The 15,887-nt window shown below is 66.2% G+C and carries 12 protein-coding genes; 5 read left to right on the plus strand and 7 right to left on the minus strand.

Annotated elements, in window-relative coordinates:
- Positions 1 to 63 precede the first annotated feature (63 nt).
- Both RX327_RS26565 and RX327_RS26570 read right to left on the minus strand, forming a co-directional pair.
- Entirely contained in the window at positions 64 to 2,502 is a 2,439-nt protein-coding gene (locus tag RX327_RS26565; protein WP_082190741.1) for a bifunctional diguanylate cyclase/phosphodiesterase, read from the minus strand.
- Between the two features lie 268 nt (positions 2,503 to 2,770).
- A complete protein-coding gene (locus RX327_RS26570; RefSeq protein WP_080583391.1) occupies positions 2,771 to 2,932 on the minus strand; it encodes a DUF1127 domain-containing protein in 162 nt (53 codons plus the stop codon).
- Between the two features lie 255 nt (positions 2,933 to 3,187).
- Between RX327_RS26570 and RX327_RS26575 the strand changes: the two genes are divergently transcribed.
- Positions 3,188 to 4,531: a PLP-dependent aminotransferase family protein gene (locus RX327_RS26575; RefSeq protein ID WP_317247594.1), complete on the plus strand. Its 1,344-nt coding sequence runs from the start codon at positions 3,188 to 3,190 to the stop codon at positions 4,529 to 4,531.
- 18 nt (positions 4,532 to 4,549) lie between these two features.
- Here RX327_RS26575 and RX327_RS26580 read toward each other — a convergent pair whose 3' ends face one another.
- Positions 4,550 to 5,164, minus strand: a complete 615-nt coding sequence (locus tag RX327_RS26580; RefSeq protein ID WP_050386416.1) for a hypothetical protein — start codon at positions 5,162 to 5,164, stop codon at positions 4,550 to 4,552.
- Positions 5,165 to 5,247: 83 nt separating this feature from the next.
- Here RX327_RS26580 and RX327_RS26585 point away from each other — a divergent pair, with 83 nt between their 5' ends.
- The gene (locus tag RX327_RS26585; protein WP_028337713.1) at positions 5,248 to 5,682 is read left to right on the plus strand and encodes a hypothetical protein; all 435 of its coding nucleotides are present in this window, start codon (positions 5,248 to 5,250) and stop codon (positions 5,680 to 5,682) included.
- Positions 5,683 to 5,759: 77 nt separating this feature from the next.
- On the opposite strand, the gene RX327_RS26590 is transcribed toward RX327_RS26585, so the two are convergent.
- Positions 5,760 to 8,162 (minus strand): EAL domain-containing protein, encoded by a 2,403-nt coding sequence (locus RX327_RS26590; protein WP_317247595.1) that lies wholly within the window; start codon positions 8,160 to 8,162, stop codon positions 5,760 to 5,762.
- Between the two features lie 146 nt (positions 8,163 to 8,308).
- Positions 8,309 to 9,697 (minus strand): MFS transporter, encoded by a 1,389-nt coding sequence (locus tag RX327_RS26595; protein WP_050386501.1) that lies wholly within the window; start codon positions 9,695 to 9,697, stop codon positions 8,309 to 8,311.
- A gap of 618 nt (positions 9,698 to 10,315) precedes the next feature.
- Here RX327_RS26595 and RX327_RS26600 point away from each other — a divergent pair.
- Both RX327_RS26600 and RX327_RS26605 read left to right on the plus strand, forming a co-directional pair.
- On the plus strand, positions 10,316 to 11,392 hold the full coding sequence (locus tag RX327_RS26600) for a YbhN family protein (RefSeq protein WP_317247596.1): 1,077 nt from the start codon (positions 10,316 to 10,318) through the stop codon (positions 11,390 to 11,392).
- A gap of 103 nt (positions 11,393 to 11,495) precedes the next feature.
- Positions 11,496 to 13,463 carry a hypothetical protein gene (locus RX327_RS26605; protein ID WP_410712083.1) on the plus strand — a complete coding sequence of 656 codons (1,968 nt, stop codon included), beginning with the start codon at positions 11,496 to 11,498 and terminating at the stop codon, positions 13,461 to 13,463.
- A gap of 69 nt (positions 13,464 to 13,532) precedes the next feature.
- On the opposite strand, the gene RX327_RS26610 is transcribed toward RX327_RS26605, so the two are convergent.
- A complete protein-coding gene (locus RX327_RS26610) occupies positions 13,533 to 14,099 on the minus strand; it encodes a DUF2147 domain-containing protein (RefSeq protein WP_026193022.1) in 567 nt (188 codons plus the stop codon).
- A gap of 130 nt (positions 14,100 to 14,229) precedes the next feature.
- Positions 14,230 to 15,258, minus strand: a complete 1,029-nt coding sequence (locus RX327_RS26615; protein WP_317247597.1) for an NAD(P)/FAD-dependent oxidoreductase — start codon at positions 15,256 to 15,258, stop codon at positions 14,230 to 14,232.
- A 164-nt stretch (positions 15,259 to 15,422) separates the two neighbouring features.
- Here RX327_RS26615 and RX327_RS26620 point away from each other — a divergent pair, with 164 nt between their 5' ends.
- The gene (locus RX327_RS26620) at positions 15,423 to 15,884 is read left to right on the plus strand and encodes a thioesterase family protein (RefSeq protein ID WP_317247598.1); all 462 of its coding nucleotides are present in this window, start codon (positions 15,423 to 15,425) and stop codon (positions 15,882 to 15,884) included.
- The last annotated feature ends 3 nt before the right edge of the window (positions 15,885 to 15,887 follow it).

A 15,887-nucleotide genomic window follows, 5' to 3' on the forward strand; every position in this document is an offset into this window, starting at 1 on the left:
ACCTCTCCCAAGGGGGAGGTGAACTTTCGACGCCGTTCCAGTTCAACCTAACCTCATCAGACTCTAGAGGCGATTCCGTTGCGGCTGCATCCGGCGTGCCTCGCGCTCGATGCTGGCGGCCACCAGCGGCGCCTTGTCGGCGGCGATGGGCGGGGAAAACACGAAGCCCTGCACCAAATCGCAATCGAGCCCGCCGAGCACGTCCAGTTCGGCGGACAATTCGGCGCCCTCCGCCACGACCGTCATGCCCAACCCGTGCGACAGGGCGATGATGCCGCCCAGCAGCTTGCGCTTCTCCGGCGCGGTGGAAATGCCGTCCACGAAGGCGCGGTCCACTTTCAGGCAGTCGAAAGGCAGGCGCGTCAGGTAGCCGAGCGAGGAATAGCCCGAACCGAAATCGTCCAGCGCCAGCCGGGCGCCCAAGCCGGACAGCGCCGTCAGCGTGCGACTGATCCGCTGCTCGGTATGATCCACAAACAGGCTTTCGGTCAGCTCCAGGCAGAGCAGCTGCGCCGGAAAGCCGGTCTCGGCCAGGATGGCCGAGACCGCGGTCTCGAAATCCACGCTCCAGATCTGCGCCGGCGAGACATTGACCGAGATGGAGCGCGGCGGCAGCCCGGCATCCAGCCAGGCGCGGCCCTGCCGGCAGGCCTCGCGCAGCACCCACAGGCCGAGATCGACGATGAGGCCGGAGCTTTCGGCGATCGGGATGAACTCCGCCGGCGAGATCGGCCCGCGCTCGGGATGGGTCCAGCGCAGCAGCGCCTCGAAGCCGGTGACGCGGCCGGTCTTCAGATCCACCTGCGGCTGGTAATGCGCCTCGAGGGAACCGGCCTCCACGGCGTGGCGCAGATGGCGGCCGAGATCGAGCCTTTCATCGACCGCCTGCGCATAGACCGGCTCGAACAGTTGCGCCCGGCCGCGCCCGGCCTCCTTGGCCATGTAGAGCGCGAGGTCCGCGTTGCGCACGGCGGTCTCCGCCGTCGCGCCGTGCTCCGGCAGGCGGGCGATGCCGATGGTGGCGCCGACCGAGGCCTCGCCCTCGGCGAGATCGACGGGGCCGGACAGTTTGCCGACGAGCCGATCGGCAAGCCCGGTCAGCGCGGCGTCGGACGTGTCGCATCCATCCGCCAGCACGGCGAATTCGTCGCCGCCGAGCCGGGCGATGAAGGCGCGCGGCCCCAAGTCCTGCCGCAACGCAGTCGCCACCTTGATCAGCAATTCGTCACCGGCGGCATGGCCGAGGGAATCATTGACCTCCTTGAAGCGATCGAGGTCGATGAGCAGCAGCGCACCGGTCCGGCCTCCCCGGGAGCAGCCTTCGGTCAGGGCGGCGAGCTGGCGCGTGAACAGCGCGCGATTGGCAAGGCCGGTCAGCGGATCGCTGTAGGCGAGCTGCTCGAGCTGGCGCTCGGCCTCCTTGCGCTCGGTGACATCCTGCACGGTACCGATGATGCCGATGACCTTGTCGTGGGCAACCTCCGCCTTGCAGATCACGGCCAGATCGCGGGGCATGCCGTCCGCGTGCAGGATGCGTAGATCCGTGGCCTCGGTCCTGCGGGTGCGCAGCACCCGTTTCTGCACGTCCCGGAAGCGGTCGGCGTCGCCGTGCAGGAAATAGGGTCCCATGTTCTCATCGGTCGGCTCGAACGTGTCGGGCAAGCCGAGAAGCTGGTAGAGCTCGGGCGCCCAGATCGTGCGGCCGCTGTCCAGCCGAAAGCTCCAGGTGCCGATCTTGCCGAGGCGGTGGGCCTCCTCCAGCGCCCGCGTGCGCTGGTCGAGCAGCGCCTTGGCCGCCCTGAGCTGGGTGATGTCGCTGGAGGTGCCGCGATAGCCGAGAAAGCTGCCGTCATCGGCGAAGATCGGCTTGCCGCTGGTGCAGATACTGACGCGCGAGCCGTCCTTGCCGATCAGCGTGTAGGTGAAGTCGCGAAAAGGGCGATGGGCCTGCATATCGGCCCGGTGCCGCGCCATCGCCTCCCCGTCCTCGGGCGCATAAGTCAGTTCCCAGCGCGCCTTCCTGCCAGCGGCGACCGTCTGGAACGCCGCATTGCCGGCAAGCGATTTGGGATAGGGCAGCAGCCGATGTTCGGCGTCGCTCTCCCAGCACCAGTCCGAGGCGGTGCTGACAAAATCGGCCAGCCGTTGCTCGCTCTCCGCCAGGCGCCGCAGCGCGGAGGTCTCCTCCGTGACGTCGCGGACGATGCCGGACACGCGCCGGACCTGGCCGTCCGCGTCGAATTCCGGCTCGCCATGCACCACGCAGTCGAGCAGGCTGCCATCGGAACCGCGGAGTCTCGTCCGCACCGCATAGGGCCGCCCCTCCGCCCAGCAGGCCGCGTAATGCGCCTCCAGGAGCTTCCGGCTTTCGGGCAAATAGCGCTCGCGCACCGTGGCGATGGGGATGTAGCCGTCGGCGGTCTCGAATTCGTAGAATGCGGCGAGCTCGGGCGATATCCAGAGATCGGTCGCGCCGGCACTCTGCGACTCCCAGTAGCCCATGCGGGCCAACCGGATCGCACAGCGCAGCGATCGCTCCTCATGCCAGCGGCGACGCGCTTCCCGGGTCGGGGCCTGCCCTTGCGACAATTTGCGAGCGGCCATCGGTCCCCAACTCAACGCTAGCGTACGCAGCTAATACGCTAGCATAGAGCGTCACAACCTTGGAGCGACGACGGTGACGAGACGGGGCTCTTCCGCTTCTTTGGTGTAGTTTCGGTGAATTCTGCAACCGGCAGTCGGCGCCCGGCTCGAGCGCCGCACCGGCATCTTAACGGATCCGCACCAGCTCCAGGTCGAAGTCGCCGGTGACGGCGGTCTCGATCTGGCAGCGCGAGAGTCCGATATCACGCAGCGCCCGGTCATCGAGCTGGCGCAGCGTCTTGATCGCCTCGCGGCGCACCCAATAGGTCGCGAGCGCATCGCCCCACACTCGGAGCAATCGGAGCAATCTGCCTAATGTACCAAACCGCGCGGGCACTGCAGCGGCTGAAGATATCGCTGACATTGTCATCTCCTTCGCTGCCCATAGGCAAAGCTACGCCATTGACGCAAATACTGTTTCAGCGGCTGCGCCGTCGGGACCTCGGATTGCTTGCGCGCTCCTCGGTGCAATCATGGGCTTGTTCCCTCTTAAATGCTCCGGTACATTTCTCGGAGCAAGCAAAACATTGCTCTCGGTGCAATAATGTCCAAGTTCGAGTACGTGAAGCTGGCGGATGCGGTGGCCGCCGAGATCGCCAGCGGCGCGCTGAAGGCAGGCGACCGGCTGCCGCCGCAGCGCAATTTTGCCTATGACCGTGGCATCGCGGTCTCGACCGCGAGCCGGGTTTATACGGAATTGCTCCGCCGCGGCCTCGTGGTCGGCGAGGTCGGCCGCGGCACCTTCATCTCCGGCGAGGCACGCCGCGGCATCGCGGCCCCGACCGAGCCGCGCGGCGCCCGCATCGACCTCGAGTTCAACTATCCGCTGCTGCCGCACCAGGCGACGATGATCGCCAAGAGCCTCGAAGGACTGGAGCGGCCCGAGGTGCTCGAGGGCGCGCTGCGGCCGGCGACCAGTTTTGGCACGCGGGCGGCACGAACCATCTCCTCCGAATTCCTGGCGCGCAAGGGCTGGACGCCGAATCCCGACCAGATCGTGTTCACCGCCAACGGCCGGCAATGCATCGCCGCCGCGCTCGCCGCCGTGGTGCCGCCCGGCGGCCGCTGCGGCGTCGAGGCGCTGACCTATCCATACGTCAAGAGCATCGCCGCGCGGCTCGGCGTGACGCTGGTCCCGATTCCGATGGACGAGCACGGCGCGCGGCCGGATGCGATCCAGAAGGCGCATCGCGAGGCGCACCTGTCGGCGCTCTACGTCCAGCCGACGATCCAGAACCCGCTCAGCATCACCATGCCGCCCGAGCGCCGCGCCGAGCTGTTGCGCGTGGTGGAGAAGCTCGGCCTCGTCATCATCGAGGACACCGTCTACGGCTTCCTCGCCGACGATACGCCGCTGGCCGCGCTCGGGCCGGACCGCTGCATCGTGATCGACAGCCTGTCCAAGAAGGTCGCGCCCGGCCTCGCGCTCGGCATCCTGGTGTCGCCGCCGCGGCTGCGCGAGAGCATCATGGCCGCGGTGCGCTCGGGCGGCTGGACCGCGTCGGGCTACGCCTTCGCCGCGGGGCAGCGGCTGATGGCCGACGGCACCGCTGCCGAATTGTCACGGCTGAAGCGGATCGATGCCGGCCGCCGCCAGCTTCTGGCGGCGAAGCATCTGGCCGATTTCGAAATCCAGACCAATCCGAAGTCGTATCATCTCTGGCTGGCCTTGCCGCCGCATTGGCGCTCGCAGACCCTGGTCGCGGCCGCGGCGCGCCGCGACATCGCGCTGACGCCGTCGACCACCTTTGCCGCCACGCCGGGGCACGCGCCCAATGCGGTGCGGCTCGCACTGGCGGCACCGCCGATGGAGCAGCTCGACCTCGGCCTGCGGACGCTGGCGGGAATGCTGAGCGCGACCGAAGAGGATTTTGACTCGACCGAGTGAGTGCGACGCCGTCGCACGTCATCGGGCTTGATTGCGAACTGCCTTCGGCAGCAGCGCATCGGGCAATTGATCGAAGCTGTAGCGCCGCGGCCGGTTGCGCGTGACGAAACCGCCGACCTGCCATGTGAACAGCGCCGCAAAGCCGACCAGGAACAGCGCGCCCATCCAGTTCGACGTCAGCAGCGCCGTTAGCAGCAATCCGATCATTGCCACCGCAAGGCAGGCCAGCAGCGCCAGCGCGGCGGTGTACGTCTTCGGTCCGAGGCCTCCGACCAGCCTGGCGTTGCTGCCCGCCGCCTGCATCCGCCGATGCAGCTCGACGATGAAGTCGCGGTAGAGATGGCCCTGCGGCGCCACCAGCGTCGCGGTCTGCCAGGTGGTCGAGAGGATCGCGATCCGCCCGCCCTTGGCGTTGTCGATGTCGGCGCGAAATCGCTGCTGCTGCATCGAGACCGGGCGATAGGACAGCTTCACCGCGGAGATGTCGGCATAATCCCACACGCCGGACCGGCCGGCGATCCGCCACGACAGCCCGTCCTCGGTCAGCTCGAACTGGTGCGCCGAGCCGATCAAGGAGGCCTTGTAGGCGTAGCGCACCGCCGTGCCCTCGCCTGCCTCCGACCGGTCCTGCAACGTTGTTGGCAATTCGCCGTTCCACCTGTTCAAACGTACGCGCAAGCTTGCGCAGCCTGTCGCGCCTATCCTACAAGCGAGCCATGCCCGAGACGACCTATTTTCCGCGTTACCTCATCCTCGGCGGCGCGATGATATCCGGCGTGCTGCTGGCGCTTGCCGTGCACATGCTCGGCGCGCGTTACGGGCTCGACCTCGGCGGCCTGTGGCGCTCCGATAGCCACGAGTTCATGCCGGCAGGCGCGGCGATCGCCTGGTGGCTGATCGCGACCGTCGGATTTTCGGGCGGCTACTTCACCGCCAATCTGATGCACAGCGCTGTGGCCGGCCAGATCCCGCACCGGATGCGTAACTTCCTGATCGTCGTCGGCGTGCTGATGCTGGCCGGCGCCGGCCAGGCCGCGTCGGCGCCGAGCACGGTCTCGACCATTTCCGCCGTGCTCGCGGGCCTTGCCGCCCTGTGCCTCGGCGCAGTGATGGCGTTCTGCGGTGCCTATTTTGCCCTGCGCAAGAGCTAGAACGTTTTCGAGCGAAGTGGACGCGGTTCGCGTGAAGAAAACGCGTCCAAACCAGAATCCAGCTCGCCGGCCTTCCCTCAGGCGACCGACCGTTCCGGCACCCTGCGCAACATCTTGGCGACGTCGGCCGCCGGCCGCGGCGGACTGAACAGATAGCCCTGCGCCTGCGTGCAGCCCTCCCGACGCAGCAGGTCGAACTGGGTATCGGTCTCGACCCCTTCGGCTGTCGTGACGATGCCGAGGCTCTTGCCGAGGCCGGTGACCGCGCGCACGATCGCCATCGAGTCCTCGCGCGTCGCAAGGTCGGTGACGAAGGACCGGTCGATCTTGATCTTGTCGAACGGGAAGCTGCGCAGATAGCTCAGCGAGGAATAGCCGACGCCGAAATCGTCGAGCGCGATGCGTACGCCGAAGCCGCGCAGCTCATGCAGCACCGCGAGCGTCGCCTCGCTGTTCTGCAGCAGCACCGATTCGGTGATCTCGAGCTCAAGCCGGTCCGCCGACAGGCCGGATGCTTCCAGCGCCGCCTTCACCGACGACACCAGGTTGGGGTTCTTGAACTGCACCGGCGAGAGATTGACGGCAACCGCGACGGCCACGGGCCAGCCCGCGGCATCCACGCAGGCCTTGCGCAACACGATGTCGCCAAGCGGAACGATCAGCCCGGTCTCCTCGGCGACAGGAATGAAATTGTTCGGCGCGATCAGGCCACGCAGCGAATGGTTCCAGCGCGCCAGCGCCTCGAAGGCGACGATCTGATCGCCCGCGACATCACGGATCGGCTGGTAGTAGACCTCGAACTCGTCATGCTCGAGCGCGAGCCGCAAGTCGCGCTCCAGCAGGCGGCGTGCCTGCGCACGCGCATCCATCCCGGTCTCGAAGAAGCGATAGGTGCCGCGGCCGTCGGCCTTGGCGCGGTATAGCGCAAGATCGGCCTTCTGCAGCAATTCGTCGGGATCCTTGCCATCCTCAGGCGCGAGCGAGATGCCGATGCTGACGCCGATCACGAGCTGATGGCCGCCGATCTCGTAGGGCGCGGCGATCCGCTCGACCACGAGACTTGCCAGCGACGACACCACCGACGGATCGCAGTTGCTGCAGAACTGCACGATGGCGAATTCGTCGCCGCCAAGCCGCGCCACGGTGTCGTGCTCGGTCACGCATTCGCCGAGCCGGCGCGCGACTTCGCGGAGCAGCGCGTCGCCGATCGGATGTCCGAGCGTGTCGTTGATTTCCTTGAAATGATCGAGATCGAGACAGAGCACGGCCAGCTGGTCGGAGCGCTTGGCCAGTCTCGAGGCCTTCTCGAGCTGCTCGCGGAACAGCGTCCGGTTCGGCAAATTGGTCAGCGCGTCATGCCGCGCCATGTGTGAAATCTGTTCCTGGGCCTGCTGCCATTCGGTGATGTCTTCGAAGGTCGCAACCCAGCCGCCGCCCTTCATCGGCTGGTCGACGACACGGATCGCGCGCGCGTTGCGGCTGACGATCCGTGTCGCGCTGTGGCCGGCCTTTGCCTCGGCGACGAGAGCATTGCAGAACTCCTCGGGATCGCCGTCCCACTCGCCGATGGAATGGAGGTCCTGCAGGACGTCGATCAGCAGACGTCCCTGCAGCGGCACGCGACTGCGCCCCATCATCTCGCTGTAGCGCTCGTTGAACAGCATGATGCGGCCGTCGGCATCGAACATGCAAAGCCCCTGCGACATGTTCTCGAGCGCGGTATCGAGCACCACCTTCTGCTTGTGAAGCTCGGTCTTGGCGCGACGGTCGAGGATCGAGGCGATCAGCGAGAGGCCGAGGATCGCGAAGGCCGCAACGGCGGTCATGAATGAGAGCACGCGCGGCGAGACCGTGAGTCCGCCGGAAACGATCGTCGGATCCGGAACGAGCGTCACCGCGCCCATTGCGGTGAAATGATGCGAGACGATCGCGACGGTCAGAAGGCCGGTCGCGGCGGCCGTGGTGCCGAAACGTTCGCCACGGGTGGCAACGACGAGCGCGAGCGCGCCGAACAGACTTCCGAACGCGATCGATGAGGCGACGATGCCGGGCGACCAGACGATGCGCGCGGGCAGCTCCAGCCCGAGCATGCCGGTGTAATGCATCGCCGCGACGCCGGCGCCGACGATCGCGCCACCGGCCGCAACCGTCCGCCAGCGTCCATCGAGCGTGGCGACGGCCAATCCGACGGCCAGGATCGCAACCGCGAGCACCAGCGACAGCAGCGTGATGGGAATGTTGTATCCGGCCTCGATGCCGGGATCGTACGCCAGCATGGCGACGAAATGGGTGGCCCAGATACCGCAACCGCCGACCGCCGCATCGAGGCCGATCCAGATCTCGCGGGCACGCCCCTGTGCGGCGCGGGCGCGGTGAAACAGGCTGATCGCGACGGCGCTGGCGAGCAGGCAGATCACCCCGCCAAGGACAACCAAACGCCAGTCATGTTCCAAAGTGAGACAGGTCAGAACGCGATACATATAGGCCCCCTTTATGGACCCATAAGAACAGACGCATTCGTGTACGAACGGTAACCGCATTGCAGCAAGGTTCCACCCATGGTGAAGAAGCCTTGAATGCAAGCGATCGGGTCAGGGCGAGCGGAGATCCCTCGCTGCGGTTCGTCTCAACGCCGAGTCCGTGACCAAGCGCCGATCCAGATCAGCGCAGCGGCCGCAAGCAACGCGCCGGCGGAGATGACGAGGGCCGCATGCAGGCCGGCGATGAAGGCCGCGGACCGGCTGACCATCGAGCCGAACAGCGCGACACCAAGCACGCTGCCGGTCTGCCGGGTCGCGTTCAACACTCCGGCCGCGATGCCGGCATGCTGCGGCTCGGCACTGCCGAGCAACGCCGATGTCAGGGGCGGCACCAGCAGGCCGAGGCCGCCGCTCATGGCCAGCAATTGCAGGCAGATCGCGAGATAGCTCGTGCCGGGGCCGATGAACAGCAGCGCCAGACATCCGGCGGCCGAGAGCGCGGCGCCGAGCGCGATTGTCTCCGGCGCGCCGATCCGCTCCGCGACACGCGGCGCGATCAGGTTGGCGGGCAGCACGGCGCCGAGCATCGGCACGAACGCCAGGCCGGTGGCGAACGCCGACAGCCCGTTGACCTGCTGGAAGTAGAGGCTGAGCACGAAGATCAGGCCGTAGAACGCGACATTGACCAGGAGGCCGACCAGCGAGGTCAGGGCAAACATCCGGTGGCGGAACAGCGAGAGCGGCAGCATCGGCTGCGGCGCGCGCGCCTCACGCCAGACGAACAGCACGGAGAAGACGGCGGCGAGAACGAAGCCTGCGACCACAAACGGGCTGCTCCAGCCGAGCGCGCCGCCTTCGATCAGCCCGCCGGCCAGCGTGCCGAGCGCGGCGATCGCAGCGAGCTGCCCCGGCAGATCGAGCCGGTGTTGCTGATGACGCGTGGTTTCGCTGGCAAAGCGCCAGGCGAGCCACAGGCCGGCCAGGCCGATCGGCAGGTTGACCATAAAGATCGCGCGCCAGCCGACCAGCGCGATCAGTCCGCCGCCGACGAACGGACCGGCGGTGAGCGCAAGGCTCGCGCCCGCGGCCCAGACCCCGACCGCGCGTCCCCGCGCCTTCTCGTCTTCATAGGCATGGCGGAGCAGCGCCAGCGAGTTCGGCACCAGGATGGCCGCGGCCAGCCCCTGCACGCAGCGGGCGGCTATCAGCGTCGCCGCATCAGGCGCGACTGCGCAGCCAACCGATGCCGCGGTGAAGATCGCAAACCCGGCCATGAAGATGCGCTTGGCGCCGATCCGGTCGCCGAGCGCGCCCGCGGTCAGGATGAAGGCCGCAAAGGCAATCGTGTAGGCGCTGACCACCCATTGCAGTTCGGCAACGCCGCCGCCGAGCGAGGCGCCGATCGCATTGAGCGCCGTGTTGACGATGGTGACGTCGAGCTGCACGACGCCATAGCCGAGACTCATCGCGGCGAGCGTCAACGTCGCCGCGAGCCCGCTCGTTTGCTGATGCGACGTTGCGCGGCGGTCCGGCATGTGCCGGACGTTCAGGGATGTCTGTTGCATGGTCTCGTCCTTGCTCTCGGCAACCAATGCGAGACATAGGCCTTCGTTTCGCCGTAACACTTCGGCACGGATCGAAGTGTGAAATCGCGTGCCTGGCCGATCTGTCCGACGGCGGCGCGCTTGCGCGGCGTTTTGCCTCAATAGACCTACGGACCGCCTTCGCGCGCCTGACCCGGCCCGAGCGCAGGGCGGATCATGTGCATCCGCGCGTCGACTTCACACTTTGGTAAACGTCACAGCGGGCTCAGGCGTCCCCATGCTGATGCATATCGTCTATTCGCCCCGCGCCAACTAACCCGCATCGAGGCCGGGACCGCCGCAAAATCGGCAAAAAAGCCGACGAAACCGCTTGGAACGGCGGAACACGTAGCGGCCCCGTCGCGGTCGTGCGACTCACATTCCGCAGAGCGAGAACATATGTAGGCAATATGACAATGACGCTGGACGAGGGCCGAAGCTTGGCTTGTCAAGGGCTGCACAACGCATCGGTTTTGCCTTATGGGTCATCGCGTACGGTGCGTTTGCCCGTCACCCGTCGCCGTCCGTGACCGGGTCCCACTGAAATTTGCCGCCCCGCCGGGAGGATGAATGCTTCGGCTGCTGACCACGCTTGGGCGTGGTTTCAAGGAAAAGATCGGCTGGAAACGGCTCGGGATCGCCGCGAGTGTGTTGATCATCGCGTTCGCGATCACGTCGCTTGTTCACACCCTGAAGGGCGTCGATACCGGCATCATTCTCACCGCGCTCACCAACATCGCGCCGCACCGGATCGCGCTGGCGGCGCTCTGTGTGGTCGGGGCGTTCTGCACGCTGACCTTCTACGACTTTTTTGCATTGCGAACGATCGGCAAGAAGAACGTGCCCTATCGCATCGCGGCGCTCTCCAGCTTCACGTCCTATTCGATCGGCCACAACATCGGCGCGACGGTATTCACCGGTGGCGCGATCCGTTTCCGGATCTATTCGGATTACGGGCTGAACGCGATCGACGTCGCGAAAATCTGCTTCCTGTCGGGCCTGACCTTCTGGCTCGGCAATTTGTTCGTGCTCGGCTTCGGCATGGCCTGGCACCCGGCGGCAGCGTCGGCGATGGACCTGCTGCCGCCGGCGATCAACCGGCTGATCGCGCTCGGCGGCCTTGCCTCGATCGGGGCCTATCTCATCTGGCTGTGCATGGGCGAGAAGCGGCGCGAGCTCGGCCAGAAGGGTTGGAAAGTGGTGCTGCCCTCGGCCCCGCTGACGCTGGTGCAGATCCTGATCGGTGTGGTCGATCTCGGCTTCTGCGCCATGGCCATGTACCTGCTGATGCCGGCCAATCCGCCGATCGACTTCATGTCGCTCGCCGTCGTGTTCATCCTGGCGACCCTGATCGGCTTTGCCAGCCATGCGCCCGGCTCGATCGGCGTGTTCGATGCCGCCATGCTGGTGGCGCTGCCTCAATTCGGCCGCGAGGAGCTTCTGGCGACGCTGCTGGTGTTCCGCATCCTCTATTTCGTGATCCCGTTCGGCCTCGCCATCTCCATCATGGGCACGCGCGAGCTCTGGCTCAACGTGGTGCAGCCTTGGCAAGAGCGGAAACGACTAAGCCAAGCCTGCACGGCTTCGGCGACCGTGCGGCAACCGATCGAAAGCCGGCAGCAGCGGGTCAGGCAGCTGAAACGGTAACGGACAACGTTATCGGCCCCTGTGCGGGCCCCTCGATCCCGGATTTTCGATCCTCGCGGCCGCTTCTCTTATTTTCGCCGTACCGCTCGCGTCAAACCGCGCCATGATTGGCTTTTTGGTTCGATTTTCGTTTCGGGTGACGGTCTGCAGCGTGCTGCTCGGCAGCGCGCTGGCCGCGGTATTCGCATCGGCCGCGGACGCGCAGGACAACCAGCTGCAGATCTCCTGGGAGGTCCGCAACCGCTTTCGCCTGTTCCGCGAGGAACGCGACTTCCGCCTGCATGTCGAAAGCGGGCTTGGCCGCAGCGTGCTGGCCTCGGAACAATCGCTGGAGCTGCAGAGCGAGGGCCGCGGCTGGGCCCGCAACATGGTCAACCGGCTCTGCATCGACCTCCAGGGCCGGGTCAACCAGCCCTGTACCCGCGACAACGTCAAGGAAAGCTATCTGACGCCGATCGATCATCCGATCGTCGTACGGCTCACCGGGCCGGTTCCGGTCGGCGCCACCTGCGCCTGGTCGTTCGACGACGGCGACGGGCCGCAACAATCGACCTTCGACTGCGCCGAGCCGATCAATCTGCGCGTCCGCTACGGCAGGCAGACGGTCGCGACCGTCGATGTCGCAAGCGGCTCGGAGGCCAACCAGCGCGTGACGACTCAGATCGAGGTGCGCGACTTGCTGATCGCCGGCCTCGGGGACAGCATCGCCTCCGGCGAGGGCAATCCGGACCGGCCGCTGGCACTCTCGGACGAAGGATTTTGCTTCCGCTCCTATCTCGGCGGGGCGCAATATTACCGGCCGAGCCGCGCCGGCTACAAAGGCGGCCGCGCCTGCGAAGCGCCGGACACCCTGACCAACTGGCAGCGCCAGAGCGCGCTCTGGCTCAACTCGGCCTGTCACCGGTCGCTGTACAGCTATCAGACCCGCACCGCGCTCGCGCTCGCCGTGCAATATCCGCACATCGCGGTGACCTATCTGCCGCTGGCGTGCACCGGCGCCACCATCGCCGACGGCCTGCTCGGCTCGCAGCAGGCGCGGGAATGCCTGCCGACGAAGACAGCCAACACCTGCTCGGGCACCGTCAACGGCCAGATCGCGGAGCTGCGCACGGCACTCGCCGCCGCCAAGCGCCGCCAGCCCGATCGGACGCTCGATCTCGTGCTGCTTTCGGTCGGCGCCAACGACGTCTACTTCTCCGGCCTCGTCGCCGACGTCATCGTCGACACCTCGACCGAGCGGACGCTATTCCGCCGCGGCGGCTCAATGGCCAGCGTCGACGATGCCCGTTCGGCGCTGGCGCGCGACCTGCCGGCCGATTTTGCCAAGCTGCGCGAGGCGCTGAAGCCGCTCGTCGGCGGCGACCTCTCGCGCGTCGTCTATGTCTCCTACGCCAATCCTGCGCTCGCCGACGGCGGCGTTCCCTGCCGCGGCGGCCGCGCCGGCTTCGACATCCATCCGTCCTTCAACGCCGATCCCAGCCGCCTCGCGTCGGTCTCGAGCTTCGTGCAGAACGAGTTCCTGCCGCAGCTCAAGGCGATCGCGCAGTGCCAGTCCGGCATCATCTGCCGCAATCCGCAGGCCGACCGCATGACCTTCGTCGACGCGCATCAGGACGCGTTTGCGAGCCATGGCTTCTGCGCACGCGCCTCGACCGATCCGGAATTCGACCGCGACTGCTTTGCAGCCAATGGCGACAGCTTCGTGTCGGACATCGTCGCCGCCGCCAACCAGCCGCTCAAATGCGGCCGCAGCGCCGGCGAATATCGCGCCTACCTGCCCCGCGCGCGCTGGATCCGCGACGCCAATGACAGCTATTTCGCAGCGATGACCTATCCGCAGGGCTTGCCGGCCGCGAGCCAGCCGACCGACATTCACGACGCGACCTGGGGCGTGCTCTCCGCCGTCTACGGCGGCGCCGTGCATCCGAGCGCCGAAGGCCACGCCGCGATGGCGGATGCCGCGGTCCCCGCGGCCGCCACCGTGCTGCAGCTGAACACCGCTGTGCCCGAGGTGATTACCGAGCCGGTCGCGCCACTGCCGATGCCGATTGCACCGACGGGACAGCGCTGAACGCTTACGCTGCCACGCAAGAGCGGAGCATGAGCGTGCGCAGATCGGAGCGTTAGCCGGAGAGAAGTGTTAGTGCCGCTTCGTCGCGGGCACTGGCGCCGCCGGCTTCGCCACCGCGGCTTGCGCCGGCAGATATTTGGCGACGATCGCGGGATCGAGCTGGGCCACCGCGGTGTCAGGCAGCCGGGTCCAGACCTCATCCTTGCCGAACAGCGAGATGCCGAGAAAGCCGCGCATCGTCAGCGTCTGACCATCGGCGCTCAACGTCATCTTGGCCTTGTAGACCTTGCCGTTGCGCGGATCGAGCACGTTGCCGCCTTCATAGGCGAGCCCGTTGCGCTTCATGTCGCGGATGAGGGGAATGCCGAGCCACGGCATGTCCTTGCGATCGTCGGTGCATTTCGAGCAGACCGGATTGGGCGGATCTCCGGGCGACGAGAACATCTTTGCGATCATGCCTTCGAACAGACCATTGCGCTCGATCACCAGGAACCAGCCCTCGGGCTTGCCGTCTTCGACCTTTTGCCACAGGCCGGCAGCCGACGGGTCGGCCGCCGAGGCCGCAAGCGGAGCAGCTAGCGCAAAGGCCGTGGCGATCGCGAGGATCAGCCGAAGTCTGGATAGCGTGTTCCGCATCATCATCACCTGATCAATCGACCAACTCGAGTACAAGCAGAAGACTACGGCCATTTGACGGAGTGTTCCAGTACCCGCGCCGCGCAGGAAATGGCCCATGCCTCCGGCATTGGTCGCTGCTCGAGTGGAATCAGTTCACACCGAGCTTCTTTTGCAGGCTGGAGGACGAAGTCGTGTACTGGAACACGAGCCGCTTCTCCGGATAGACGTAACGATGGGCTTTTTGCGACATCAGCGCGCCCTCGTGGAAACCGCACAGGATCAACTTGAGCTTGCCCGGATAGGTGTTGATGTCGCCGATGGCGAAGATGCCTGATACGTTGGTCTCGAACGCGGAGGTCTCGACCGGCACCAGATTGTTCTCCAGCGCAATGCCCCAGTTCGCGACCGGGCCGAGCTTCATCGTCAGCCCGAAGAACGGCAGCATGGTATCGCAGGCGATCGTCGAGACCGCATTGTCGTTGCCCTTGAGCGCGGCACCCGAGAGCTGGCCGTTGGCGCCTTCGAGCCCCGTGACCTGGCCGAGCCGCAGATCCATCTTGCCGCCGGCAACCAGCGCGCGCATCTGCTCGACGCTATGGGGCGCGGCGCGAAATTCGTCGCGTCGGTGCAACAGCGTGATGCGCTTGGCCAAGGGATGCAGGTTGAGCGTCCAGTCGAGCGCTGAATCGCCGCCGCCGACGATCAGCACGTTCTTGTCGCGGAACGTCTCCATCTTGCGCACGGCGTAATGGACTGAAGTGCCTTCATAGGCCTCGATGCCCGGCACCGGCGGACGCTTGGGCTGGAACGAGCCGCCGCCGGCCGCGATCACCACCACCTTGCATTCGAACACCTTGCCGGCATCGGTCTTCACCCGGAACAGGGGATCGCCGATCTTCTCCACGGTCTCGATCATCTCGCCGAGATGGAAGGTGGGGTGAAACGGCTTGATCTGCTCCATCAGCGCGTCGGTGAGTCCCTGCCCGGAGACATGCGGAATGCCGGGAATGTCGTAGATCGGCTTTTCCGGATAGAGCTCGGCACACTGGCCGCCGACCTTGTCGAGGATGTCGACAAAATGCGTCTTCATGTCGAGAAGGCCGAGCTCGAAGGCGGCGAACAGACCGCAAGGGCCGGCGCCAATAATCAGCACATCGGTTTTGATCACGTCGCTCATGTCCGTTTCTTTTCAGTTGAAATCGACTGGACGGCTCTCGCCTGCCCAGCCAAGTATGGCCGGATCGGGACATGCATAATAGGGACAGCGGCTGGCGCGGCAACCCCTTGCCGAGCCTGCGCAACTCGGCTGTATGGGCGGGGAAACCGACGGAGATCCCCCTCGTGAATGCCCCTGTTCGTGCTGACGATGCGCCGCGCCTGGAAGACTTTCCCTATCGCCTGTCCGACAATGTGCGCTTTGCCGATCTCGACCCCAACGGGCACGTCAACAACGCCGTCTATGCGAGCTATTTTGAAACCGGCCGCGTCACGCTGGTGAAGGACCTCAGCATGGGGCTGATGCCGGCAGGCCTCGCCTGGATCATGGTGCGGCTCGACATGCACTTTCGCGCCGAGCTGCACTGGCCGGGTCAGATCGAGCTCGGGCTCGGTCTCGTCAAGTTTGGACGCACATCGACCACCTTCGACCAGGTGGTGTTTTCGGAAGGCAGATGCGTGGCGTCGGCGAAGGCGGTCACGGTGATGATCGATGAGGTCACCCGCAGGCCGACGCCGCTGCCGGCGGAGGTCAAGCAGAACTTCCGCCGCTGGGTCCGTCGCGGAGTGAATCCGGACGGCGAATAAGAG

Source organism: Bradyrhizobium sp. BEA-2-5, from assembly GCF_032918025.1.
GTDB lineage: Bacteria > Pseudomonadota > Alphaproteobacteria > Rhizobiales > Xanthobacteraceae > Bradyrhizobium > Bradyrhizobium pachyrhizi.